The organism is Allobaculum fili, assembly GCF_020969955.1.
In the GTDB taxonomy this organism is placed as follows: Bacteria; Bacillota_I; Bacilli_A; order Erysipelotrichales; family Erysipelotrichaceae; genus Allobaculum; species Allobaculum fili.
In genome coordinates, this window is sequence record NZ_JAHDSX010000025.1 from 1 (window position 1) to 22,876 (window position 22,876).

23 protein-coding genes are annotated in these 22,876 nt (G+C 51.0%); 21 read left to right on the forward strand and 2 right to left on the reverse strand.

Annotated elements, in window-relative coordinates; genetic code table 11:
* Positions 1 to 274 precede the first annotated feature (274 nt).
* The 20 genes from Afil_RS06750 (at position 275) to Afil_RS06845 (ending at position 19,955) form a co-directional block, all read left to right on the forward strand.
* Complete coding sequence (locus Afil_RS06750; RefSeq protein WP_230267807.1) at positions 275 to 697, forward strand: nitroreductase family protein; 423 nt, start codon at positions 275 to 277, stop codon at positions 695 to 697.
* Positions 698 to 1,588: 891 nt separating this feature from the next.
* Complete coding sequence (locus Afil_RS06755; protein ID WP_230267808.1) at positions 1,589 to 2,884, forward strand: NlpC/P60 family protein; 1,296 nt, start codon at positions 1,589 to 1,591, stop codon at positions 2,882 to 2,884.
* 462 nt (positions 2,885 to 3,346) lie between these two features.
* Positions 3,347 to 3,823, forward strand: a complete 477-nt coding sequence (ispF, locus tag Afil_RS06760) for a 2-C-methyl-D-erythritol 2,4-cyclodiphosphate synthase (protein WP_230267832.1) — start codon at positions 3,347 to 3,349, stop codon at positions 3,821 to 3,823.
* Entirely contained in the window at positions 3,820 to 4,263 is a 444-nt protein-coding gene (gene dtd, locus Afil_RS06765) for a D-aminoacyl-tRNA deacylase (RefSeq protein WP_230267809.1), read from the forward strand. The genes ispF and dtd overlap by 4 nt, the downstream gene beginning before the upstream one ends.
* Positions 4,264 to 4,267: 4 nt before the next feature.
* Positions 4,268 to 5,128: a bifunctional methylenetetrahydrofolate dehydrogenase/methenyltetrahydrofolate cyclohydrolase FolD gene (gene folD / locus Afil_RS06770; protein WP_230267810.1), complete on the forward strand. Its 861-nt coding sequence runs from the start codon at positions 4,268 to 4,270 to the stop codon at positions 5,126 to 5,128.
* Positions 5,121 to 5,333: a DUF951 domain-containing protein gene (locus Afil_RS06775; protein ID WP_230267811.1), complete on the forward strand. Its 213-nt coding sequence runs from the start codon at positions 5,121 to 5,123 to the stop codon at positions 5,331 to 5,333. Before folD ends, Afil_RS06775 begins: the two co-directional genes overlap by 8 nt.
* A 5-nt stretch (positions 5,334 to 5,338) precedes the next feature.
* Complete coding sequence (gene ychF, locus Afil_RS06780; RefSeq protein WP_230267812.1) at positions 5,339 to 6,439, forward strand: redox-regulated ATPase YchF; 1,101 nt, start codon at positions 5,339 to 5,341, stop codon at positions 6,437 to 6,439.
* Between the two features lie 248 nt (positions 6,440 to 6,687).
* Positions 6,688 to 7,353 carry a site-2 protease family protein gene (locus tag Afil_RS06785; protein WP_230267813.1) on the forward strand — a complete coding sequence of 222 codons (666 nt, stop codon included), beginning with the start codon at positions 6,688 to 6,690 and terminating at the stop codon, positions 7,351 to 7,353.
* 454 nt (positions 7,354 to 7,807) lie between these two features.
* Positions 7,808 to 8,071 carry a zinc-ribbon domain-containing protein gene (locus tag Afil_RS06790; protein ID WP_230267814.1) on the forward strand — a complete coding sequence of 88 codons (264 nt, stop codon included), beginning with the start codon at positions 7,808 to 7,810 and terminating at the stop codon, positions 8,069 to 8,071.
* A 63-nt stretch (positions 8,072 to 8,134) separates the two neighbouring features.
* Positions 8,135 to 8,800 (forward strand): PH domain-containing protein, encoded by a 666-nt coding sequence (locus Afil_RS06795; protein ID WP_230267815.1) that lies wholly within the window; start codon positions 8,135 to 8,137, stop codon positions 8,798 to 8,800.
* Between the two features lie 78 nt (positions 8,801 to 8,878).
* Positions 8,879 to 9,178 (forward strand): hypothetical protein, encoded by a 300-nt coding sequence (locus tag Afil_RS06800; RefSeq protein WP_230267816.1) that lies wholly within the window; start codon positions 8,879 to 8,881, stop codon positions 9,176 to 9,178.
* Positions 9,179 to 9,193: 15 nt separating this feature from the next.
* The gene (locus tag Afil_RS06805; RefSeq protein ID WP_230267817.1) at positions 9,194 to 11,380 is read left to right on the forward strand and encodes a midas domain-containing protein; all 2,187 of its coding nucleotides are present in this window, start codon (positions 9,194 to 9,196) and stop codon (positions 11,378 to 11,380) included.
* Between the two features lie 56 nt (positions 11,381 to 11,436).
* Positions 11,437 to 12,747 carry a type IV secretory system conjugative DNA transfer family protein gene (locus Afil_RS06810; RefSeq protein WP_230267818.1) on the forward strand — a complete coding sequence of 437 codons (1,311 nt, stop codon included), beginning with the start codon at positions 11,437 to 11,439 and terminating at the stop codon, positions 12,745 to 12,747.
* A gap of 428 nt (positions 12,748 to 13,175) precedes the next feature.
* The gene (locus Afil_RS06815; protein WP_230267819.1) at positions 13,176 to 14,375 is read left to right on the forward strand and encodes an ABC transporter substrate-binding protein; all 1,200 of its coding nucleotides are present in this window, start codon (positions 13,176 to 13,178) and stop codon (positions 14,373 to 14,375) included.
* A gap of 73 nt (positions 14,376 to 14,448) precedes the next feature.
* Positions 14,449 to 15,327 (forward strand): branched-chain amino acid ABC transporter permease, encoded by an 879-nt coding sequence (locus Afil_RS06820; protein WP_230267820.1) that lies wholly within the window; start codon positions 14,449 to 14,451, stop codon positions 15,325 to 15,327.
* A gap of 3 nt (positions 15,328 to 15,330) precedes the next feature.
* The gene (locus Afil_RS06825) at positions 15,331 to 16,293 is read left to right on the forward strand and encodes a branched-chain amino acid ABC transporter permease (RefSeq protein ID WP_230267821.1); all 963 of its coding nucleotides are present in this window, start codon (positions 15,331 to 15,333) and stop codon (positions 16,291 to 16,293) included.
* Positions 16,293 to 17,072 (forward strand): ABC transporter ATP-binding protein, encoded by a 780-nt coding sequence (locus Afil_RS06830; RefSeq protein ID WP_230267822.1) that lies wholly within the window; start codon positions 16,293 to 16,295, stop codon positions 17,070 to 17,072. Before Afil_RS06825 ends, Afil_RS06830 begins: the two co-directional genes overlap by 1 nt.
* A gap of 8 nt (positions 17,073 to 17,080) precedes the next feature.
* A complete protein-coding gene (locus Afil_RS06835) occupies positions 17,081 to 17,794 on the forward strand; it encodes an ABC transporter ATP-binding protein (RefSeq protein ID WP_230267833.1) in 714 nt (237 codons plus the stop codon).
* Between the two features lie 20 nt (positions 17,795 to 17,814).
* Positions 17,815 to 18,465, forward strand: coding sequence for a CBS and ACT domain-containing protein (locus Afil_RS06840; protein ID WP_230267823.1), 651 nt, complete (start codon positions 17,815 to 17,817; stop codon positions 18,463 to 18,465).
* 194 nt (positions 18,466 to 18,659) lie between these two features.
* Positions 18,660 to 19,955 carry an alpha-amylase family glycosyl hydrolase gene (locus Afil_RS06845; RefSeq protein ID WP_230267824.1) on the forward strand — a complete coding sequence of 432 codons (1,296 nt, stop codon included), beginning with the start codon at positions 18,660 to 18,662 and terminating at the stop codon, positions 19,953 to 19,955.
* Between the two features lie 228 nt (positions 19,956 to 20,183).
* On the opposite strand, the gene Afil_RS06850 is transcribed toward Afil_RS06845, so the two are convergent.
* Both Afil_RS06850 and Afil_RS06855 read right to left on the reverse strand, forming a co-directional pair.
* Positions 20,184 to 20,672, reverse strand: a complete 489-nt coding sequence (locus Afil_RS06850; RefSeq protein ID WP_230267825.1) for an SMI1/KNR4 family protein — start codon at positions 20,670 to 20,672, stop codon at positions 20,184 to 20,186.
* Between the two features lie 271 nt (positions 20,673 to 20,943).
* Positions 20,944 to 21,663: a hypothetical protein gene (locus tag Afil_RS06855; RefSeq protein ID WP_230267826.1), complete on the reverse strand. Its 720-nt coding sequence runs from the start codon at positions 21,661 to 21,663 to the stop codon at positions 20,944 to 20,946.
* A 498-nt stretch (positions 21,664 to 22,161) separates the two neighbouring features.
* Here Afil_RS06855 and Afil_RS06860 point away from each other — a divergent pair, with 498 nt between their 5' ends.
* The gene (locus tag Afil_RS06860) at positions 22,162 to 22,731 is read left to right on the forward strand and encodes a DUF3783 domain-containing protein (RefSeq protein ID WP_230267827.1); all 570 of its coding nucleotides are present in this window, start codon (positions 22,162 to 22,164) and stop codon (positions 22,729 to 22,731) included.
* Positions 22,732 to 22,876: the final 145 nt, after the last annotated feature.

Genomic DNA, 22,876 nt, shown 5'->3' on the forward strand with positions numbered 1-22,876 from the left:
CTCCCCCTGCACCCCCCTGAAGACGTCCCCGCCGTCGAAAAAATGCCACCCTGGCAGGGACGTCACAAGTCTAGCAGGGGGCGCCCGCTATAAAGGGCCGCTCCAGAAATTTTCAATCGCTCATCGTCCAGCGAGGTGTTTCGGGCCTTCGAAACGGCCAAATGTTTCAACTACCAAAAAACGAATTTACACAAAATTCTTTACATACCCTATCAGTCAGGCATTACAAGTATGCAATGGTGTTTTTTTGTAAAACAGATCAGGAGGTATACAGATGAATTTAGTATTAGACTTGTTTCGCACAAGAAGAAGTTATAGGAAATACAGCGAAAAACCGATTGATGAAGCTGTATTAAAACAAATTATGGAAGTTGGACTTATTTCTCCAACAGGGGATAATTTCAAGACTGTAGAACTGATACTAATAAAAGATAAAGATCTGTTAAATGAAATCGCAAGTATGCGAAAGGCTGCAGCTATGCTTCGCCATGCAGGTGCTGCAATTATTGTGCTTGTAAATACCCAGAAGACAGATTTGTGGATTGAAGACGGAGCTATATCTGCGTCGTATATGCACCTTGCCGCCGATGCTTTAGGAATTGGAAGCTGCTGGATCCAAGTGAGAGCAAGAGATGCCGTAGACGGCAAAGAATTTGAGGAAAACTTCAAGAGAAATTCGATATACCAGAGTATATGAAACCGCTTTGTATCTTATCGTTAGGAAATGTAGATTACCAACTGCCCGCTCACTCCATAGAAGATATTAACTGGGATAATATTCATTCTGAGAAATATTAAAATAATGAATTTTCAGAAAAAGGAGAACGCGGATATTTTTGTCAATTGAAAACTGGTCCACTTTGGGTTGAAGAAGACTGCTCTTTTCAGTTGCAGAATCCGCAGTTTGAGTTCGATATTCTGAATTCTCGGTTCAGGATTCCGTTTTTTGAGTTTAAGATTCCGACGTTTGAGTTCAAAATTCCAAAAAAATCAGAAAAAAATCAGTTTGAGCTATTTAGCCCAAAGCCAGAATCAGGTCCTCTGATTCAGGTTTTGGGCTGTTTTGTAATACTTCTCACCAGCGGTTCTCGAGATCGAGCGCAGCGCAGCTGCTCTTCTGGATGAGTTTTCCTGTATCCGTAAATCGATGGATTTGAAAACTGTCATCTGAGTATGCACTTTCCAGTCCACCATTATGGAGTACGCAAAAGTCAGGCGGCCCATTTTTCAAATCCGATTTTCGCTTTTTTGGACCAGTTTTAAACTGCAAAAAAACAAGAGCTGCAAGACGAAACGAAATGCATTTTGAAATGGAACTTCCATAAAAGTAATTTCCATTTTTTCGCGCCAGGCATGAAATTTACTTTTTCGCTTCACACAACTAAACTTTCAGTCTTTTCCCTTTACCCTTTTCACCCCGAATCTTTATACTATCTTTATAAGTGCTCCGGCATCTGGACAGGATTCGGGGCTGTTTCTTTTAAAGCGACAATGTATATTAAAATTCACCCCGTTGTTGTCCGCCATTTTCGAGTCGCCTAAGATAGGAAATGGAGGGATCGCATACAAAAGTTTGGAGGGTATTGAGATGAAGGCAAACGAACCATCTGCCGTTAAGGCAGCAGCCGCTATATGTACTCTGTCTGTGATCGGAGCCACGGTTTCCACGATCACTGCCTTCACCACCAGTGAAGCGCAGAACAGACTGGACGATAAAGTCTATGCCGCGCAGGAAACCCCAAGCCCTGTCCAGCTGGATACGAAATATTATCTCGAAGCACCAGCATCCCAGTCTGATGCAGTCCAACAGAGAACACTTACCGATTCACAGGCCGAAGATGTGGCCCGTCGGGAACTGGCCCGTCTGGAAGCGCAGGATCGCGAGAAAGCCGCTGTCGCTCTGATCGAAACTCAGAGTGAACCGGCAGACCCCAATCCAGAAGTCCAGTCCGAGGATCCCGCCGCACAGAGCGCAGATCTCGACCCGAACGCGGATGCTTCTTCTGAGCAGACGCTGGAAACGCAGGATTCTGTCGTTGCCGACGCAGCGATGAATGCGCAGCCTGTTCTTACACAGCCTGTCGCTGAGCAGCCGGCAGCACAGCCCGCAGCGAATATGCCTGCAGAACAGGTTCCCGTGGCACAGGTTCCGGTTGTGAATGGCAATGCGTCCGTAGCGGGAGGCGAATCCATTCCGGAAAGCGGCGTCGAAGCCGATAACAGCGCCGATCAGGCGATGACCGGCGATGCGATCAATCTGGACGAAACGATCACGGTACAGCCGATTCTTCCGGTTGTCACCGATCCGGTTCAGACCGATCCTTCTGCCGTTACCCAGATTCCGGAAGACGACCTTCCTTCGGATTATGATCCAAACGCGCAGCCTCCAGCGGATAATCCGCCTGACGATCAGCCGCCGATCGACGATCCGAATCCGCAGCCGCCCATCACCCCGAATCCGCCCAGCAATGTCGATCCGGGGCAGAATCAGCCGGGTGACGATGACAATAAGCCTGCCGGCGATTACTCCGCTTTGAACGCGGCCATCGCCCAGTCGGCCCTCAGCCTGGTGGGAACGACCGACGGACTCTCCTGCACGGAAGTCGTTCAGCTCGCTCTGGCAAAAGCCGGCGTCAGCGATGCCATGTCGCTCTGGCCAAAGGATTATGCGGCGATGTACGGCTACTACACGGATACGCCGCAGCCAGGCAACCTGATCTACTATGAACAGGGCGGGAACGGTCTGGACCATATCGCCATTTACATTGGAAACGGCATGGCCGTCCATGGAAACTACGTCATTGACGGCAAAGGCTATACCAAAATTGCACCGGTAGAAACCGGAAATTATTCTTACTATGCATTTATTCAGGTCTGCCGCTAGGCCGACCGAAAACAAGCCGATCCTTCCGTTGAACGGTTGAAGTTCAAAGATCTAGACGAATCTGCCCATTATGCGGATTCGTCTTTTTCTTTGGAGCCAGAAGAATCTGGATCGGTCGGGGCTTTGAAAGCTGCCCGGTGCTTCCTTCCTTTTTCTTCTCTTTTTTTTCTTCTCTTTTTCTGTTTTGAAATTTCCGGATCTTCTTTCAAATTTCTGTATCTGCGAAAAACTTCCGTACAATGAAAGAATCAGGAACGAAAGCGCGCTCACTCTGCCTGGCCGGATTGCCGGAAAGACGCATGGCCTCTTATGGCAGAAAGCCGGCTTAAAACTCAATACAGAATTCGGCTTTGTCTGAAGTGTTTTTCGTTTTCTGGAATCGGAAGAAAAAGCTTTCGTCCTGTTATGCGGCTGCCAATGCGGCGGACGGGGTACGAAAGCTGGAGGTTAACTATGGCACGAATGAGAATCGGGCAGGCCATCGACATTCATCCGCTCGAAAGCGGGAGGCCGCTGGTGCTTGGCGGCGTAGAGATTGACTCGCCCAAAGGCCTGAAAGGCCACTCGGATGCGGATGTGCTTCTGCATGCGATTGCGGAAAGCATTCTCGGGGCACTGGCCCTCGGCGATCTGGGCGCCAATTTCCCGGACACCGATCCCAAATACAAAGGCATCGCCTCGACGCTGCTTCTCGATGAAGTCTATCGGAAAATGCGCGAGAAAAAATATCATATCGGCAACGTCGACGCGACAATCATGGCCGAAAAGCCGCATCTGGCCGGCTATAAGGCGCAGATGACGGAAAATGTCGCGTCCATTCTTCACTGCGACGTCGATCAGATTTCCATTAAGGCAACCCGCGGCGAAAAGCTTGGCTTTGTCGGCAGACAGGAAGGAATGACCGCTCTGGCTGTCTGCCTTCTGGAGGAAGACGAATGAAAGTCGTCATTCAGCGCGTAAGTCACGCCTCCTGCACGGTGGACGGTGAAATTATCGGCCAGATTCAGGACGGACTGCTTCTTCTGGTGGGGTTTAACCGGGAAGACGATGCGTCGGTTTTGCCGAAGATGATTCGCAAAATTGTCAACATGCGCATCTTTGGCGATGAAGAAGGCAAGCTGAACCGCTCCGTCCTGGATATAAAAGGAGAAGTGCTTTCGATTTCGCAGTTTACCTTATACGCTTCCTGCAAAAAGGGAAATCGTCCAAGTTTTATCGAAGCAGCCCCTGCAGAGCAGGCGCGCATGTTATATGATCAGTTTAATGCACTGCTTGAACAGGAAGTCCCCGTACAGAAGGGCGTCTTTCAGGCAGATATGAAAATTGATCTGCTCAATGACGGGCCGATCACCATCGTACTCGACAGTAGAGAGGTATAGAAAAATGATTCTTTATGGAAATGAACTTGCTGCAAAACTGCAGGCAGGCATGAAAGAGGAAATCGATCAGATCAAGGAAAAAGGTCTGCGCCTTCCGTGCCTGTCCGTCATTCTGGTCGGCGACAATCCAGCCAGCCAGTCCTATGTCAAAAGCAAAGCCAATGCCTGCCACAAAATCGGCATTGAAAATCGCACCATTCATCTTCCTGCCGACATTTCTCAGGAAGAACTCGAAGCCGTTGTACAGAAAGAAAACGAAGATCCAAACGTTGACGGCATTCTGATCCAGCTGCCGCTGCCGGCTGGTTCCGGACTGAACGAAGAAAAGGCACTGATGGCCATCAGCCCCGACAAGGATGTCGACGGACTTCATCCGCTGAACGCCGGCGCGCTCGCACTTGGCCGCGAAGGCTTCGCTCCATGCACCCCGCGCGGTGTCATGGAAATTCTGAAAGAAGCCGGCTATACTGATCTTTCCGGTATGCGTGCGGTAGTCATGGGCCGTTCCAATCTCGTCGGAAAACCGGTCGCGCAGCTTCTGCAGAACGCCAATGCCACCGTTACGGTCATCCATTCGAGAACGAAAGACGCGCCTTCGATCTGCCGCGAAGCCGACATTCTGATCGCCGCCATCGGCAAGCCGGAATTTGTAACTGCTGAATATGTCCAGGACGGCGCCATCGTAATCGATGTAGGAATCAACCGCGTAGACGGAAAACTGAAAGGCGACGTAAAATTTGATGAAGTGGCTCCGAAAGCGTCCGTCATCACGCCCGTACCGAAAGGCGTCGGCCCGATGACCGTATGCATGCTTCTCGACAACACCATCGAAGCCTGGAAAAAACACGAGGGAATTCATGACTGATATTCAATACGACCTTGGCGACATTGTGGAAATGAAAAAAGAGCACCCCTGCCATCTTTCCAAAGAATGGAAAATCATTCGCATGGGCGCCGATATTCGAATCAAGTGCCAGGGCTGTCAGACCAGCGTTCTGATGCCGCGTTCCAAATTTGAGAAAAAGCTCAAGCGCGTCATCCGGAAAGCGGATCAGAACAAGGAGGAATAGAATCAATGTCTTTAACTGCAGGAATTGTCGGACTGCCAAACGTAGGCAAGTCCACCCTGTTTAATGCCATCACCAACTCGCAGGCGGAGGCTGCCAACTATCCGTTTGCGACCATCTCGCCCAACGTCGGCGTCGTTGAAGTACCCGATCGCCGCGTAGACCGCCTGACGGAACTGTTTCATCCGAAGAAAACGATTTATACGACCTTTGAATTTACCGATATTGCCGGTCTGGTCAAAGGCGCGTCCAAAGGCGAAGGACTGGGCAACCAGTTTCTGGCGAACATCCGGAACACGGATGCGATCTGCCATGTCGTTCGCTGCTTTGACGATCCGAACATCACGCATGTGGAAAACTCAGTCGACCCGGTTCGTGATGCCGAAATTATCAATCTCGAACTGATCCTCGCCGATCTGTCGACGGCAGAAAACCGCATTGCCAAAGTTGAACGAAAGGCATCGAGCGGCGATAAGAGCGCCAAAGCGGAAATGAATCTGCTTTCCCGTCTTAAACCGCATCTGGAAGCCGGAAATCCGGCCCGCTCTCTGGAAATTACGGAAGACGAAGCGCCGATTCTGCACCAGTACGGTCTGCTGACTGTCAAACCGGTCATTTACGTAGCCAACATGGATGACGAAGGCATCGCCGATCCGTCGGCCAATCCGTATTTCCAGGCACTGTCCAAAATGGCCGAAGCCGAAGGCGCGCGCATCGTTCCGATCTGCGCCCGTCTTGAAGAAGAACTTTCCAGTCTGGAACCGGAAGAAAAGGACGCGTTCCTCGAAGATCTCGGTCTTCCGCAGTCCGGTCTCGATCATCTGATTCAGACTGCGTACGCGACGCTCGATCTCTGCACGTTCCTGACTGCAGGCACCGACGAATGTCGTGCATGGACATTCAAGCGCGGCATGAAAGCGCCGGACTGCGCCGGCGTCATTCACACCGACTTCAAGCGCGGCTTTATCCGTGCCGAAGTGTACGCCTTTGATGACATCGATCGTCTCGAAAGCGAACAGGCGGTTAAGGAAGCCGGCAAGCTGCGCCTGGAAGGCAAGGACTATGTCGTTCAGGACGGCGACGTGATGCATTTCCGCTTCAACGTCTAATCCGACAGGACGGTATTCCATTCCATCTGAAAACAATTTGACTCTCCGTCTCGATCGCGGAGAGTCTTTTTGAATTCTTACACTGTGCCCAAATCAAACCGGAATCCTTTTCTTTTGGATGGCGTTCTGTATGATGGGTATACGGTCCCAAAATGTATAGCCGCAAAAAGAATGCTTTTGCGAACTCCAATGGACCGAATTCGACGCAAATGACTTTGAAAGGCTCTGGCTTTGCGAAAGGAGAATTTATGTTATCTGCCCTTCGAACATTCGATCTGCGCATGATTTCGATTTATCTGATTGCCGTTTTCCTTTCCATGACGCTTCATGAAATGGCGCATGGACTGGTCTCCTACTGGCTGGGGGATTCGCTGGCAAAATCGCGCGGACGAATTTCTTTAAACCCGTTCCACCATATCGACTGGATGGGTCTGCTCTGCCTGCTGCTCTTTGGTTTTGGATGGGCCAAACCGGTACCGGTCGATCCATCCCGCTACAAGGATCCGAAAACCGGCATGATCTGGACCGCTTTTGCGGGTCCGATGACCAACTTCCTGCTTTCCTTTGTCTGCGTGTTCCTTTTTGAAGTGCTGGTTTATTTCACCGGCGGCTTCGTGAACACTGCCATCGGATCGTATCTGATCTCGCTTCTGTCCGCGACCGCGGTGATGTCCATGGGATTTGGCGTCTTCAACCTGATTCCGATCCCGCCGCTGGACGGATCCCGCATTTTCTGGGCATTTTTGCCGGACCGAGAATACTTCAAAGTCAATAATCCGCCTGCCTGGATGTCCCTGCTGTTTCTGGTTGTGATTTTCTCCGGCATTCTCGATGGACCGCTGGCCATGATGCGTTCCACCATGATCGGCTGGATGGAAAGCGGAGCGCTCTGGCTGCTTTCTCCGTTTATTTAAACGGCCTGTTTACGCGCGGGGGACTGGATCATCCAGTCCAAGGCGCCGCACAAACGAAAGAGATCGAACGGGATTGTCTGGAAATTCCGTTCTGAACCGCTCTGTTGTGAACCCTTTTTGAGTCTGTACGTACTGCAATGGTACCTGCAGACTCTTTTTCTTTTTCCAAAAAGGCGGGATCCATTATTCGTTTGCACGCTTCGAAAAGCCATCGCCTATAGAAAAACGAAAGGTACAATCCGGTATTGCAAGAATGAGCAGCGCTTGCATAAATTGATTGATTTTCAGAAGAATTGGACGATGCAGGGAAAGGCTACGGTACAAAAAAGACAATGACAGTCAAAAGAAAACGTGAGTGTCAAACCAGACGCTCAATTTTCCGTACCTGTTGCGCTTTAATTCCGTACCTGTTGCGCTTTAAAAGAAAAAAGTAAGAAAAGAAAGAAGGAAAATTATGAAATACTGTGAGCACTGTCATGCTCCCATTTCCGATACGGCGCTGTTCTGCACCAGCTGCGGAACGCCTGTTTCCAAATCCTCTCCGGCCAGTCAGCCGGCAAAGTCGAATCCGGTCCAAAACGCATCGGCGCAGAGAGTTCAGCCTGGCAAAACTGTTCAGCCGGCAAAAAATGCCGGATATCCTCAGAATGCCCGGGCGGTATCCAGTACGCCTTATGCGCAGAACGCGCAGCCCGTCCAGAATGCGCAGAACGGATAGTTTTCGAATGCGGTAAAGACAAACGCCCAGACGCAGTCCGTTTCTTCCGCTGCCTCTTCCGCCATGCAGACCGTGCAGGCGGTCGTCGGTTCGGTTCAGTCGTTTGTGGATAATGCCTCGGCGGCTTACCGGCCGGTCGCTCAGCGCGCAGTGGAAAATGCGGAAGCGCCAAACCGGGACAAGACGTGTCATGGCGTAATTCTTTCGGACGGGGAAATCGTAATCCGGGACTACGTATGTGCCGATATCCGCTCCCCGCGCTGCATGGGATATCTTACCGTAACGAATAAGCGCGTCCTCTTTAACGGAGAAGGCAGCGGAAGCCGGATCGCTCAGCAGGCCTGGATTGACGGCGTCACCGGCGTTACCGCCTATTACGGGCGCGACATTCAGATTTCGATGGTCGTTGGCGGAGCACTTCTTCTTCTCTGTTCCCCCTTTGCAGCGATGGTCAATCCGCTCGTACTGTTTCTGTTTATGGGGCTGGGGATCTTACTGATCATTGTCGGCCTGATGCAAAAATGCTTCAAGCTGAGCATTCATTCCAGCAACTACACCGGCAACAGTATTTCGTTTGGGAGCGGGCCGACCAACATGCTCGGCAATGCGGCGCTGCTTTCGCTGACCGGCGGCCCGACTGTCGACACCAACAAGATGATGGATGAGCTCGGCGCTCTGATTCAGGATCTTCAGACGCAGGGCGATCTGGCCATCAAAAAATGGAAATAGCCGATCGAAATTCTGCGATCGCAACAAAGACAGGCATCGGCTTTCGCTGCCTGTCTTTGTTTTGGAAAGGAAATCGAAATGATTGATATTAATGTAAATCGTCTCGCAAAACGCATTCAGGAAGAGTGTCCGTACCTCGATGCGCAGGCGGCAATGTATTACGCCAGAGACTTTCAGCGCACCTTTGAAGACGGCTCGAAACCCGCACTGGAGCGATGGATGAATCATGAGCCGTTTGAGACGGATGAAAAATATACCGTTCCTGTGATTCAAAAAATTCACAGAGCCGGAGGAATTGTGGAAGCATTCCGTCTTTACGATCTGTGGAAAAAAGATCCCGTCCTGGGCGAACGGCTCATCTGGCAGGGACCGCGCTAAAAGGAGCAGAAAGTCATGAACTTACGACAGATGCGCTTTGCGCTTATGAGCGATGAAAAGCTCTATCAGTCTTTTGCTTCTTCGAACTGGAACCGGATGAGCGTCGAAAACCGGAAGGCAGCGCTGCAGGAGCTGGGCAATCGCGTCGCAGACGAATACGGGATTGAACGCCGGCCGATGTGGTTTGAACCCATGAGCGGAGGACGCTTCGGATCTTTTGATGAGAATGAAAATGTCGTATGCCTCAACCGCTACCTTGTGGAAGAAGGCCGGCAGTATATGGCGGAAAACGGGCAGCTGTATTACTGCGATCGTACGGATGCGCCGGCCGAACTGGTGAATACGGTTTATCACGAATACTATCACGCCTATCAGCGGGATGCGATCGACGGAAAAGTGACGCATCCGGATCCCATGGAAGTCAAAGTCTGGGAAAGCAATTTTAAACGGGATGCGGGCAATCAGCTCGTGAACTACTACAGCAATCAAGACAAAGTGGATCCGCGCTATAACGTCCAGTCCGGGGAGCGAACAGCCGACCGCAAAGGAGAAGAAGGCGTTCGAAAAGTTTTTGAATCCAACGAAAGAACTCTCGGCAAAGACCAGATGTATGAAGAGTATAAAAAATCGCATGCCTGTGATTCATATTCCAGACACCTTCAGGATGCGATCAGCCAGTTACAGGATCCGAACATCGAAGAAAATCTCGATAAAGAGATGCTCATGAAATACTGCGATGATCATGGAATCGACTATAAAGCAGAGGACAGCTATAAGGATGTCTGCAATCGGATTCGGCAGGCAGAGCATCCAGAACTTGGTCCAGCTAAGCCCGCTTCCGAAAAATCTCTGCTGACCCCGGAACAGGAGCGGCTTAAGCAGTACATGGATGATCATGGATACAGTCCGGAAAACCAGACGGAGTATAAGCGGGATCCGGAATGGCAGCGGCTGCATCAGGCAGTTTATGGAGAACGCGAAGGCATAAATAACTTGCCGCCGGATCCCTCTTTCCACAAAGAAGCGGAAAAGGCCGAGCAGGAAGACCAGACGATCAACAGAGAACTGAACACGGAGGTTTTACCAAAGAAAGCGGAAGAAGCTGCCGAAAGCGAAGACCAGGATCAGCAGGAAGGCGAAAGCAAAACAGCGGAAGAGACCGAGGACGAATCTGAGGCTGAAAGCGAAGGTCAGAGCGAGCAGGAAGGCGAAAGCGAAGCGGTCGAAGAGACCGAGGACAAATCCGCAGCCGAAAGCGAAGATCAGACTGAACAGGAAGATCAGGTCGAGTCCGATGAACTGAACATGGACGACTCCCCCGAAGAAAGTGAAGACGAAACTGAGCAGGAAGATCAGAGTGAAAGGTCTGAAGAGACCGAGGACGAATCTGAGGCTGAAAGCGAAGATCAGAGCGAACAGGAAGAGGAAAGCGAAGCGGTCGAAGAGACCGAGGACAAATCCGCAGCCGAAAGCGAAGATCAGACTGAACAGGAAGATCAGGTCGAATCCGATGAACTGAACATGGACGACTCTCCCGAAGAAAGTGAAGACCAGAGCGAACAGGAAGATCAGGTCGAGTCCGATGAACTGAACATGGACGATTCTCCCGAGGAAAGTGAAGACGAGACTGAACAGGAGGATCAGGTCGAATCCGACGAATTGAACATGGACGACTCTCCCGAAGAAAGTGAAGACCAGAGCGAACAGGAAGATCAGGTCGAGCCCGATGAACTGAACATGGACGATTCTCCCGAGGAAAGTGAAGACGAGACGGAACAGGAGGATCAGGTCGAATCCGATGAACTGAACATGGACGACTCTCCCGAAGAAAGTGAAGACCAGAGCGAACAGGAAGATCAGGTCGAGTCCGATGAACTGAACATGGACGATTCTCCCGAGGAAAGTGAAGACGAGACGGAACAGGAGGATCAGGTCGAATCCGACGAATTGAACATGGACGACTCTTACGACGAAAACGAAGACCAGAGAGAACAGGAAGATCGGAACCATTCGGATGATGTAAACATGGATGAATCGGCAGATCAGGAAGAAGAAACATCTGAAAACGAAGAACAGGCCCAGTCCGAAGATCAGAGTCTGTCCGATGAGCCCAGCATGGAGGACGGTTCTTTGCCATCAGACAGCGGGGAGAGTTCCTCTAAAGAGGAGGAAGAAGACGAACAGAAGGGCATATCCTACTGATTCCTCCCAGCTAGTCCAATGCTTCAGCCTCAATGTATGGAAGAAAGGAAAAGAAAATGGAATACAACGAACAGATTCTCAGCGGTGAATATCTTCATGATGATCTGACTTACGTAGAACAGACGGCAAAATTCGGCCTTCCCGGAACGCTTCGAACCGGGAACAGTGTACTGCTCTGTCCGGGTGAGCAGATGCTGTCACGCCATCTGCTTCTGCTTGGCGGAATTGGAAGCGGCAAATCCAACTGCTTCAATCACCTGATCCGCAATGTCCGTGCCGGACTGACCGGACAGGATGTGCTGATCATTTTTGATACCAAAGGCGACTATTACGATGAGTTTTACTGTCCGGGCGATGTCGTCATCAGCAACGATGCCCGGGCTACCGGCGGCGCTGGTTTTGACTGCTGGAACGTCTTTAACGAAGTCATGATCGATGACCGCGTCGAAGAAAACGTCTACGAAATTGCCGGTACGCTTTTTTATGACAAGATTCACAACAGCTCGCAGCCGTTTTTCCCAAATGCGGCGAAAGACCTGTTTACGGCGCTGATGCTGCACATGAACCGCTCCGAGAAAATGGCGGCGCATCACAATAACAAGGCGCTCCGTTCCATGCTGGATACGTTCTCTCCGGAAGCCATGAAGAAAATTCTTCTTTCCTATCCCGATCTGAAGTCGATGAGTACGTATATTGATGATCCGAAGTCCGGACAGACAATGGGCGTCGTCTCGGAACTGCAGCAGGCAGTGCGGGAAATTCTGATCGGCAATTTTAAGCAGAAGGGAACGCTCTCCATGCGGGAACTGGTTCGCCAGAAAGGCGGCCGTGTCATTTTCATCGAATATGACACGGGCATCGGCAATCTGCTTACACCGATTTATAAGCTGCTGGTCGATCTGGCAATCAAGGAAGCGCTCTGCCGCAAGAGCAACGAAGGAAACGTTTATTTCATGCTCGATGAATTCCGGCTGCTTCCGCATCTCGAACACATTGACGACGGCGTCAATTTTGGACGAAGCCTGGGCGCCAAGTTCGCGATCGGAATTCAGAACGTGGATCAGATTTCGGCAGCGTATGGCGAAAACCTGGCGCGAAGCATTCTTTCCGGTTTCGCGACAACGTTCGCTTTTCGGGTCAACGATTCCAATTCCCGCGGCTACATCAAGGATCTTTATGGAATGAATCTGCGTTCGGCAAGCTTCCTGTCCAATATCACGTCAAGAGGACTGGTCGAGCAGATTCGGGAAACGACGGTCGTTGAAGACGTGGATATCACCCGGCTACAGATTGGCGAAGCCATTATCAGTACGCTGGGCATGCCGCCTTTCCGCTTCCGGTTTGATGAGTTTTTCTCGTCGCGCTGACTTTGGAATGCGATCCGCACCCCGTAAGGTACTCACAGAAACGGTTCGCAGATCGCAAAAACCAGAGAATAAAACCCGTCCGATCGAAATTTTGGCTCGATCGGGCGGGTTTTGTAGGAATGCGTCTGCTTGTGGAAAGGAAACGACGGTTTTCGGAAAGGATCGGATCGGGAAGAAAAGTGCGCTTTTTGACGGCAGGGAGAACGGTTGTACGGGTGACTCGGGCGTTTTCGATCCAAATCGGGTCAAATGTGAATGAAACGTGTACACCAAAGCAAGAAGTTTTCATTTCATTTTCAATTATTTTCATGAAAAAAACGTACAAAGCACACAAAAACGCAGAAATAAGGGAAGGGCACGGGAAGATATGTTGAGATTATCGGTTTTGCGTTTAATATTTAAGCTATCTTTTTAGAAAGAGGAACAAAATGACAAAACACTTCTGGAAAGCAGCCGGAGCCACATTACTCTGCACATCCATGCTCGCTGGCTGCTCAAGCACTCCTGCAACTGGCAGCAGTACCGCAGATTCTGCTGCAGGCTCTTCCGCCAAAGCTGGCGATACCGTTAAAATCGGTCTCAACTTCGAGCTGACCGGTCAGGTCGCTGACTACGGCACAAAAGAAATTAACGGTGCGAAAATCGCTGTACAGCAGTTCAACGCCCGTGAAGACAAGCCCTTCACCGTAGAAACGGTTGAATTTGATGACAAGGGCGAACCGGCTGAATCGGTTGCTGCAATTACGAAACTGATCGAACAGGACGGTGTTGTCGGCGTTGTCGGACCTGCGACTTCCGCAAGCTCCATCGCTACGTATGAATTTGCGACATCGAAGCAGGTTCCTGTAATTTCTCCTTCCGCAACGCAGGTAAACGCCATGCTCAAGGCAGATGGTACACCATATGAATATGCGTGGCGTGTCTGCTTTGAAGACAGCTATCAGGGCAAAGGCATGGCGGAATATGCCTACAACAATCTTGACGCGAAAAAAGCCGTTGTCCTGAACGAAGTATCCGACTACGGTTCCGGCCTGGCCGAAGCCTTCACCGAAGAATTCGAAAGCCTCGGCGGCGAAGTTCTCGACCGTTCCGAATACCAGTCCGGCGACAAGGATTTTGCAAGCTTCATTACCAAAATCAAAGACCTCGACTTCGATGTTATTTACGTTGGCGGCTACTATAACGAAGCAGCCCAGATCGTAAAGGCAGCCAAGGCAGCCGGCATTGAAAAACCGATCATCGGTGCAGACGGATTTGACTCCGCTGACTTCATCCAGCAGATCGGCAACGACTACGCCAACAATATTTATTACACAACCGCCTACACAGCGATTGATCCAAGCGAAGAACTGTCCAAGTTCATCGAAGACTACAAAGCAGCATACGGCGAAGAACCAAGCATGTTTGCGGCGCTTGCCTATGATGCAACCAACCTGCTCCTCTCCAGTCTCGAAACGTCCGGTGCGACGGGTGCAGAACTGAACGAAGCCATCAAGAAAGCAGACTTCTCCGGTATCACTGGATCCTTCACATTTGATGAGACAAACCACACTCCAGCAAAATCCGTTCTCGTTGTTGAACTCGTTGACGGTGTTCAGTCCAACGTCAAGGAAGTAAGCGTAGAATAAGCTGAAAACCTGAATCCATTCAGAAAGCAGGGGTCTGATCCCCTGCTTTTTTCAAAAGAAAGGAGAACTCCATATGGAAGTGTTTCTGCAGCAGGTGATCAACGGACTGTCGCTTGGCAGTATTTACGCGCTGGTCGCCCTCGGCTATACGATGGTGTACGGAATCATCAAACTGATCAACTTTGCACACGGCGACATCTATATGATCGGTGCCTACACAGCCTTTTTCGTAACTACCTACATGGGCATGAGATTTCTGCCGGCCCTGATCGTGTGCATGATCGTCTGCGGAATTCTCGGTGTACTCATCGAACGCATTGCCTATCGTCCTCTGCGAAAGGCGCCCCGTATTACCGCGCTGATTACCGCGATCGGCGTCAGCTATGTCATTGAATACACGACCCAGATGTTCATGGGCACGTCCACAAGAACGTATCCGAAGCTTCTGCCGGATACCTCATGGCAGCTCGGTCCGGTTCGTATTTCCTATATTCAGATGGTCATCTTTACCGTAACGATCGTACTGATGATTCTTCTGACGCTCGTCATTCAGAAAACAAAAATCGGCCGCGCGATGCGTGCCGTTTCCGCTGATGAAAATGCCGCCAAGCTGATGGGTATTTCCGTCGACAATACGATTTCCTTCACCTTCCTGATCGGTTCCGCCCTCGCGGGCGCGGCCGGTATGCTGGTCGGTGTGTACTACAACGCAGCCAGCCCGCTGATGGGTATGGTTCCTGGTCTGAAAGCGTTCGTTGCGGCCGTATTCGGCGGCATCGGCTCCATTCCGGGCGCGCTTGTGGGCGGTCTGTTTATCGGCGTTGCCGAAACGCTGGTCGTTGCCTACGGCTCCTCGCTGTACCGCGACGCCATCGTGTATGCCATCCTGATTCTGGTGCTGATCATCAAGCCGACCGGTCTGTTTGGCAAGAACGAAAGAGAGAAGGTGTAATCCATGGCAAAACAGGTTCTGACAAAAACCAACCTGATCTGGACGGTGATTGCACTGAGCATCTTTACCCTCGTCTGGGTTCTGATGGGCGCGGGCGTTATCAACTCCTACTATGAATCGACGATCTTTACGATCTGCTTCAATATTATTCTGGCTGTCTCCCTGAATCTGATTGTCGGCGTCTGCGGACAGTTCTCCTTAGGACATGCGGGATTCATGGCGATCGGCGCCTATTCTGCCGGTATCGTTACGAAAATGATGCCCAACTACGGCGGCATGGCGCTGGGCATTCTGATCGGCTTTGTCATTTCGACGCTGGCCGCTCTGGTCGTTTCCATTCCGACGCTGCGTCTGCGCGGCGACTACCTCGCCATTGCGACGCTGGGCTTTTCAGAAATTATTCGAATCTGCATTCAGAACATGAAAATCACCAACGGCGCAGCCGGTCTGATGGGCATCCCCAAACTGACCACCTGGCCGATCCTGTTTTTCGCGGTTGTGCTTTCGATTATCGTCTGCACAAACTTCGTCCGCTCGACCCAGGGCCGTGCCTGCATCGCCATCAACGATGACGAAATCGCAGCCGAAGCCATGGGCATCAACACCACGAAATACAAAGTCATGGCGTTTATTATCGGTGCCATTCTGGCTTCTCTGGCCGGCAGCCTGTTCGCCAACTACTTCTATGTACTGAACCCGAACCAGTTTACCTTCAACAAATCGATCGACATTCTGGTTATGGTCGTCTTCGGCGGCATGGGCAGCATGTCCGCTTCCGTTATCGCGGCCATCGCGATCGGCATCCTCAACATGTGGCTGCAGCAGTTCACCGACCTGCGCATGATCATTTACGGCGCCGCTCTGGTTCTGATGATGATCTTCCGTCCGCAGGGCATCCTTGGCTCCTGGGAACTTTCCATCGAGCGTTTCCTGAAAAAGCGTAAACTGAAAAAGGAGGAAGCGTGATGGACTCCGTATTAAAAATTACCGGCCTTTCCAAAAACTTCGGCGGTCTGGCTGCGGTTTCCGGCATCAACATGGAAATCTACCCCGGCGAACTGATCGGTCTGATCGGACCGAACGGTGCCGGCAAGACCACGCTGTTCAACTTGCTGACCGGCGTGTATGAACCGTCCGAAGGTCTGATTGAACTCAATGTCGACGGCAAGAAGCAGCAGATCGGCGGCATGAAGCCGTACAAGATCACCGCACTTGGCATGGCGCGGACGTTCCAGAACATTCGTCTGTTCAAAAGCATGACCGTTCTGGAAAACGTCAAGCTCGCCATGCACAAGAACGCCGGCTACGGCGTATTCAACGGTCTGCTCCGTACGTCCCGCTATTACAACGCGGAACGCTGGATCGAAGAAAAAGCCTGCGAATATCTGCAGGAAGTCGGTCTGTACAAAAAGCGCTACGACAAGGCGACGAACCTGCCGTACGGCGAACAGCGCCGCCTGGAAATCGCCCGGGCGCTGGCAACCCAGCCAAGCATCCTCTTTCTGGATGAACCGGCAGCCGGCATGAACCCGCAGGAAACCGAAGAGCTTACCCAGCTGATTCATCATCTGCGCGACAAGTACAAGCTCACCATCATTCTGATCGAGCACGACATGTCCCTGGTCATGAACCTGTGCGAACGCATCTTCGTTCTGAACTACGGCCAGCTGATCGCGTCCGGAACGCCGGATGAAATCAAGAACAACGAATTCGTCATCAAGGCGTACCTGGGCGAGGAGGTGTAAGCATGGCTTTGCTCGAAGTTAAAAATCTCCATGTTCACTATGGCGTAATCGAAGCGCTTAAAGGCGTTTCCATTTCCGTTGAACCCGGACAGATCGTTACGCTGATCGGCTCCAACGGCGCCGGCAAGACTTCGCTTCTGCAGGCCATTTCCGGCATCGTGAAAAAGAGCGAAGGCGATGTCATCTTCAAGGATGAGTCCATTTACAAAGCCAAACCGCGCCATATCGTGTCCAACGGACTGGTGCAGGTTCCGGAAGGCCGCCACGTCTTCCCGGGTCTGAGCGTGTATGAAAACCTGATGATGGGCGCCTATCTGCGCAAGGACAAGAAGGGCATCGCCGAAGATCTGCAGAAAGTCTACGAACGCTTCCCGATTCTCGAAAAACGTAAAAACCAGGATGCGTCGACGCTTTCCGGCGGCGAACAGCAGATGCTCGCCATGGGCCGCGCCCTGATGGCCAGACCGCAGCTGCTTCTGCTCGATGAGCCGTCCATGGGTCTGGCTCCGATTCTCGTCAAGGAAATCTTCAATATTATTCAGGATATCCAGAAGACGGGAACGACGATTCTGCTCGTTGAACAGAACGCCCGCATGGCTCTTTCCATTGCGGACTATGCCTATGTACTGGAAACCGGGAAAATTTCCCTGCAGGGACCGGCCAGCGAACTGGCACAGTCTGAAGACGTCAAGAACGCCTATCTGGGCGGAAGCGCGTCCTGATCGGCGCAAAGGAGACCACTATGTTTCGCGTATACAACTTTATGACGAAAAATCCCATCACGGTCGGCAGCGACGAAAAGATTTCCGCCGCGCTCGACCTGATGCGCTACAACAAGATTCACCGCATTCCGGTCACCGATGAAAACGATCATCTGATCGGTCTGATTACCGAAGGCATGATCGCCGCCAATAACAAGGCGACCAGCCTCAGTATTTACGAACTCAACTATCTGCTGTCCAAAACCGATGTTCGCACCGTCATGATCAAGCACCCGATTTCCATCGGCGAAAACGCGCTGCTCGAAGAAGCGGCCGAAAAGCTGCTCAAAAACGACATCGGCTGCCTGCCGGTCGTGAACGACAAGGATCAGGTGACGGGCATTCTGACCCAGAACGACATTTTCAAGGCGTTCCTCGACATGCTTTCCTGGGGACAGAAAGGCACCCGCATCATTCTGTCCTTGCCCGAAGGCGTAGGCGTTCTCGAAAAAGTCAGCCGCATTTTTGCGCAGAACAACATTTCGGTAACATCCATCAGCGTGTACGAACACGGCCAGGAAAACGCGGAAGTGCTCGTTAAGACAACGGGCCCGTTCGATCAGAAACGAATGACTGAGCAGTTTTCCAAGGAAGGCTTTACCGTACTCGACATCGAAGAAGTCGAAGCGTAATTCAGAAGTTCTTCCTTATACGATTGAAGCGATACGATTTATGCAGTCTGGGACCGGAGAAATCCGGTCCTTTTTTCACGCATGCGCTTCTGGGGACCTGAAAGGACGGCCGGGTATGAGGCGCAGGCAAGGCAAACCCTGCATACGGCCGCTATACTGAAACCGAAAAATACCGCAAAGAAAGAAGGAAAACTATGGCTGAATCCACCAATCCAAATCTCAGTAAGCAGATGATTTATTCCGTATTCGTACGCAACCATTCCAGAGAAGGAACCTTTGCGAAAGTCGAAGAAGATCTCGACCGCATCCGCGATCTGGGAACCGATATTCTCTGGCTCATGCCGATTCACCCGACGGGTAAAGTCGAGCGCAAAGGCGAGGACGGAAGTCCCTACGCGATTGCCGACTACTGGAAAATCGATCCGAAAATGGGAACGGAAGAGGATCTGAAACATCTGGTGCAGAGCGCGCATGAAAAAGGCATGAAAGTCATTCTCGATATTGTCTTCAACCACACTTCGCCCGATTCGAAAATGGTCCAGGAATATCCCGAATGGTTTTACCGCGATGAAGACGGCAAGCCGTATCCGATGTTCCGGGAATGGAGCGATATCGTCGATCTCGACTTTTCGAGCAAAGCGCTTCAGGAGGAACTCATTCGAATTCTGAAGCATTACGCTTCGATCGTGGACGGCTTTCGCTGCGATGTCGCCAGCCGCGTACCGGCCAGTTTCTGGAAAAAAGCCAGAGCGGCCTGCGACACAGTAAAGCCGGATTTGTTCTGGCTGGCGGAAAGCTGTCATCTTCCCTTTATTAAGTTCTGCCGTGACAATGGCCGCGTCGGCGAAAGCGATTCGGCGCTGTATGAAGCGTTCGATGTGCTCTATGACTACGACGCCTTCCCGTACTGCGAGAAAATTTTTGAAGACGGCAAGCCGATGGAAGAATGGGTCGACGCGCTGATCCGTCAGGATGCCGAGCTTCCACAAAACGCCATCAAGCTGCGCTATCTGGAAAACCACGATACCGACCGGATCAGTCAGTACGTAAAGGACTGGCCGCTCTGGAAAAACTGGACGGCGCTGCAGTTTACGCTCAAAGGCATGCCGCTCGTTTACCATGGTCAGGAAATTCGAACAAGTCATCGTCCGGACATTTTTACTGCCGATCCGATCGCATGGAAAGAAGACGATGCGGCAGCAGACTGGATTCGAACGCTGGCGCATCTGCACAAAACGCTGTTCTCGGCGCAGCCGGTCATCGACTATGAAATCGATGAAACACATCCTGTTCTGCGCATCAGCCGGGACGGTTATGCGGGTGCCTTCCTGCTCGCAAAAACCGAGCCGGATGCTCTGATTTCGACGAACCTGAAAGACGGCGTATGGTACAACCTCTTTACCGGAACCGACTTTGAAGTGGCCGATCACCATATGAAAGCCGCGGATTTCCCGGTTCTCGTACAGATGGAAGACGAAGTCAAAGACTGACCTGAGGAAAAGCAGAAGCAAATCGCAGAGCGTGAAAACGGGAAACGCACTGAAAACAAGTCCTGCAATCCCGCTTTTGCACACAATCCGTATACGCATCCGAATAAAACGTTAAGAAACAAAAAAACGCTCGTCGGCCGCAGGGGACTGTATGAAAATACAGACAGCTGCGCCGACGGGCGGTTTTCTTATGGCTTTGTGTGTTATGCATTCGATCGCAGAAAAAGGTTACGATCTGCGCCGCTTTTTGCGGATGCGTCTGGAGAGATCCTGATCCGCACTGCTGGAGCCGGCGCACTGCGCCTGTTCAAGCATCTTAAAGAAGGACTCGATATCGCTGGCGATTTCCTTCTTCTTGGACGGCCTCTCCAGCGGCAGCAGAACGATCGATCCCGTACTGGTGTCGAGGAAAAAGTCATCGTCCGTATCGCTTAAAGCGAGCGGAAAATACGTATCGGGAATGAGATTGCCCATCGAGTACAAGTCGAGAATATGATCGGCTGACATATTTCCGGTAAATAAAGGAATGAAATGATCGACGACATACGTATGGCCGTCTACCTCCAGAGGGGTATGGAACATACTCATACCGTTGCACGTGCGGTAGAAGTCCTTGAGGGCGCCGGGAAGACACAGATTATAGCGGTCTTCAAATTCCAGGAGCATTTCTTCCGAGAAAGGTAAAGGGTCCTGGCCGGGGGTGAGGAATGAATACATGAGGTATACACCTCCTTTTCTCAAGTATAGGCGCCATAGGGACCTCTCATTTCGTCGCCGGAGCGAAATTATCAAACCTTAATGGGAAAAAAGAATATAAACAAAGGCCGCCTAAAGATCCAAAACCATTATGGAGAAAATGAATAGAATGTAACAATTTACATTTCCAGCTCAAAACCGCGCGCAAACGGTCAGAGCGGATCGCGACGGCAGACCAAAGAAAAAGCAGGCGAAAGCATCCGCCTGCAAATAGAAAAACTGAGTCCTGGTTTTACTGGACGGGCCAGGAAGCGAGATCCGAAGGGAAGTCGATTTGAACGGTTCCGCCGACCTGATCGATTTCGATATCGGCCTGGAAGGTAAGCGGCGTGCTGGCCACGTCGATGTCATACGTTCCCTTGAGGTCGATCGACAGTTCCCTGATCGTCTTGTTTTCGATCTCGACTTCAAGGACGGTTTTGTCTACGTCGACCGCGCCATAGGAATCCAGAAATTTGGCGACTTCCGAAGGTTTGAGCACAAAGGTGTATTCATTGCCCTCCACTTTTACGGATTCGAAGAGGTTTTCCCGCTCGCTGCGGGAAAGTTCCAGAAACGGGTTGGGCATATGGAAACCGTCTTCTTCGTTAATACCGAGATTTGCGGCGAGAGAAGACGATTTGGTTCCGGCATAATTAAGATACGTGTGACCGTCACGAATATAAAAATCGGCGTCCACGCTCTGTCCGGCCACGCTGCCTTTTCCGAGAAAAGCCAGTTCAGCCGGCTGGCTTTGATACGCAGCGTTGAAATCCAGATCGACGCCCAGAAGATTCATATCCCCGTGGGCTTTGAGCGAATCGGCTTCACAAAGGCGGTTCCAGGATTCGAAAAACAGGTTTACAGCCTCCTTTTTCTGGTCAGCATTGCTGTTGGAACAGCCGGCAGCCAGAGAAGAAAAGGCGAACAGCGTACAGAGCGCTGTAGTGCGAAATGCGTGTTTTGAGAGCATGCGTTCTCCTTTCAAAAGAAATTGGACCGGTCTGCATCGACTCAAATCAGAAGGAAGAGCAGAGCGGCAGGGTTATTAAGCGGGAAACAGGCGGCAAAGAATGTCCGCCTGACAAAATGCAGAAAAGCAGCAATAAGAAATAGCAATAAGAAATAGAAATAAAAATAGAAATAAGAAATCAAGGATATACTGTCCGGTTTTCGTCTTTTCCGGATTGTTTTCAGAAAAGGGAACCGGCGCAACAACAGAATATTCAGAAATTCGAAAAAAATACAGGCAGATTCACGGATCTGTCGAAGCCAGAGACGAAAGTGCTTTGCGGTTTTCGATACAATAGTCTGAAAGCAAACCATACAGATTGAATGACGATCGATCCGCCACGGTTTATAAATCCTATCTATGCAGGTACTCTATAAATCGTCAGCCCATGCGGACGGCTAAACCGTCGAAAAAGAAAAAAACAGAAAAGGGCATCTATAGAAACAGGGAGGAACCTCTATGATCCTGATTGAACGCGCCAGCACGATGAATGAAAAGCAGCAGAAGGCTCTGCTCAAAGCTCTGGGAAACCATTCGTATTCCTGGATCCCGGACGGATCCGACGAAAAGACGATGCGCGATCTGCTGCAGGCGGCCGAGGCGTCCCCCTGTACCAGCGTCGATGCGCCAAGTGACACGCATGCCGATTCCAGCACAGACGAAGCTGCTTCGGACGCGCTGACGATTCTGTATCTGGACGGTTTCGATCACGATGCCGTGTTTACTTTGTACGACAAGCTGAATCAGGCGCAGATCGGTCCGTTTGAATGTGCGACAGCGACCGAAAACAATCTGTACTGGACGCTGGCTGCCCTGAAAAAGGAAATGTTAGCGGAAGCGGATTACATGCGAAAGTACGGCGAGCTCAAAGAGCGGCTTTCCACGATCGATCTGCTGCGCATGCAGAAAGATCCGACCTACCAGAAATTCATTTTCATGGTCATGTCCATGGAGAAGGAAGAAGAAATCGATCCGGTTGCTCTGGAATGGATGCTTTATAAATTTAAGGAATTCGACGCGTCCAGATAGAGGATGCGTGACTGAGATTAAAAACGACGAAATGGAAACCAAAGAATTTCCAAAGAAAGCCCGCGAAAGAGGATGCTTTCAAAATCTGTATCGCGAAATAAACCGTCCTGAGTGCAGGAAGGCACGGCGAAGTAAAGGAGCTTGT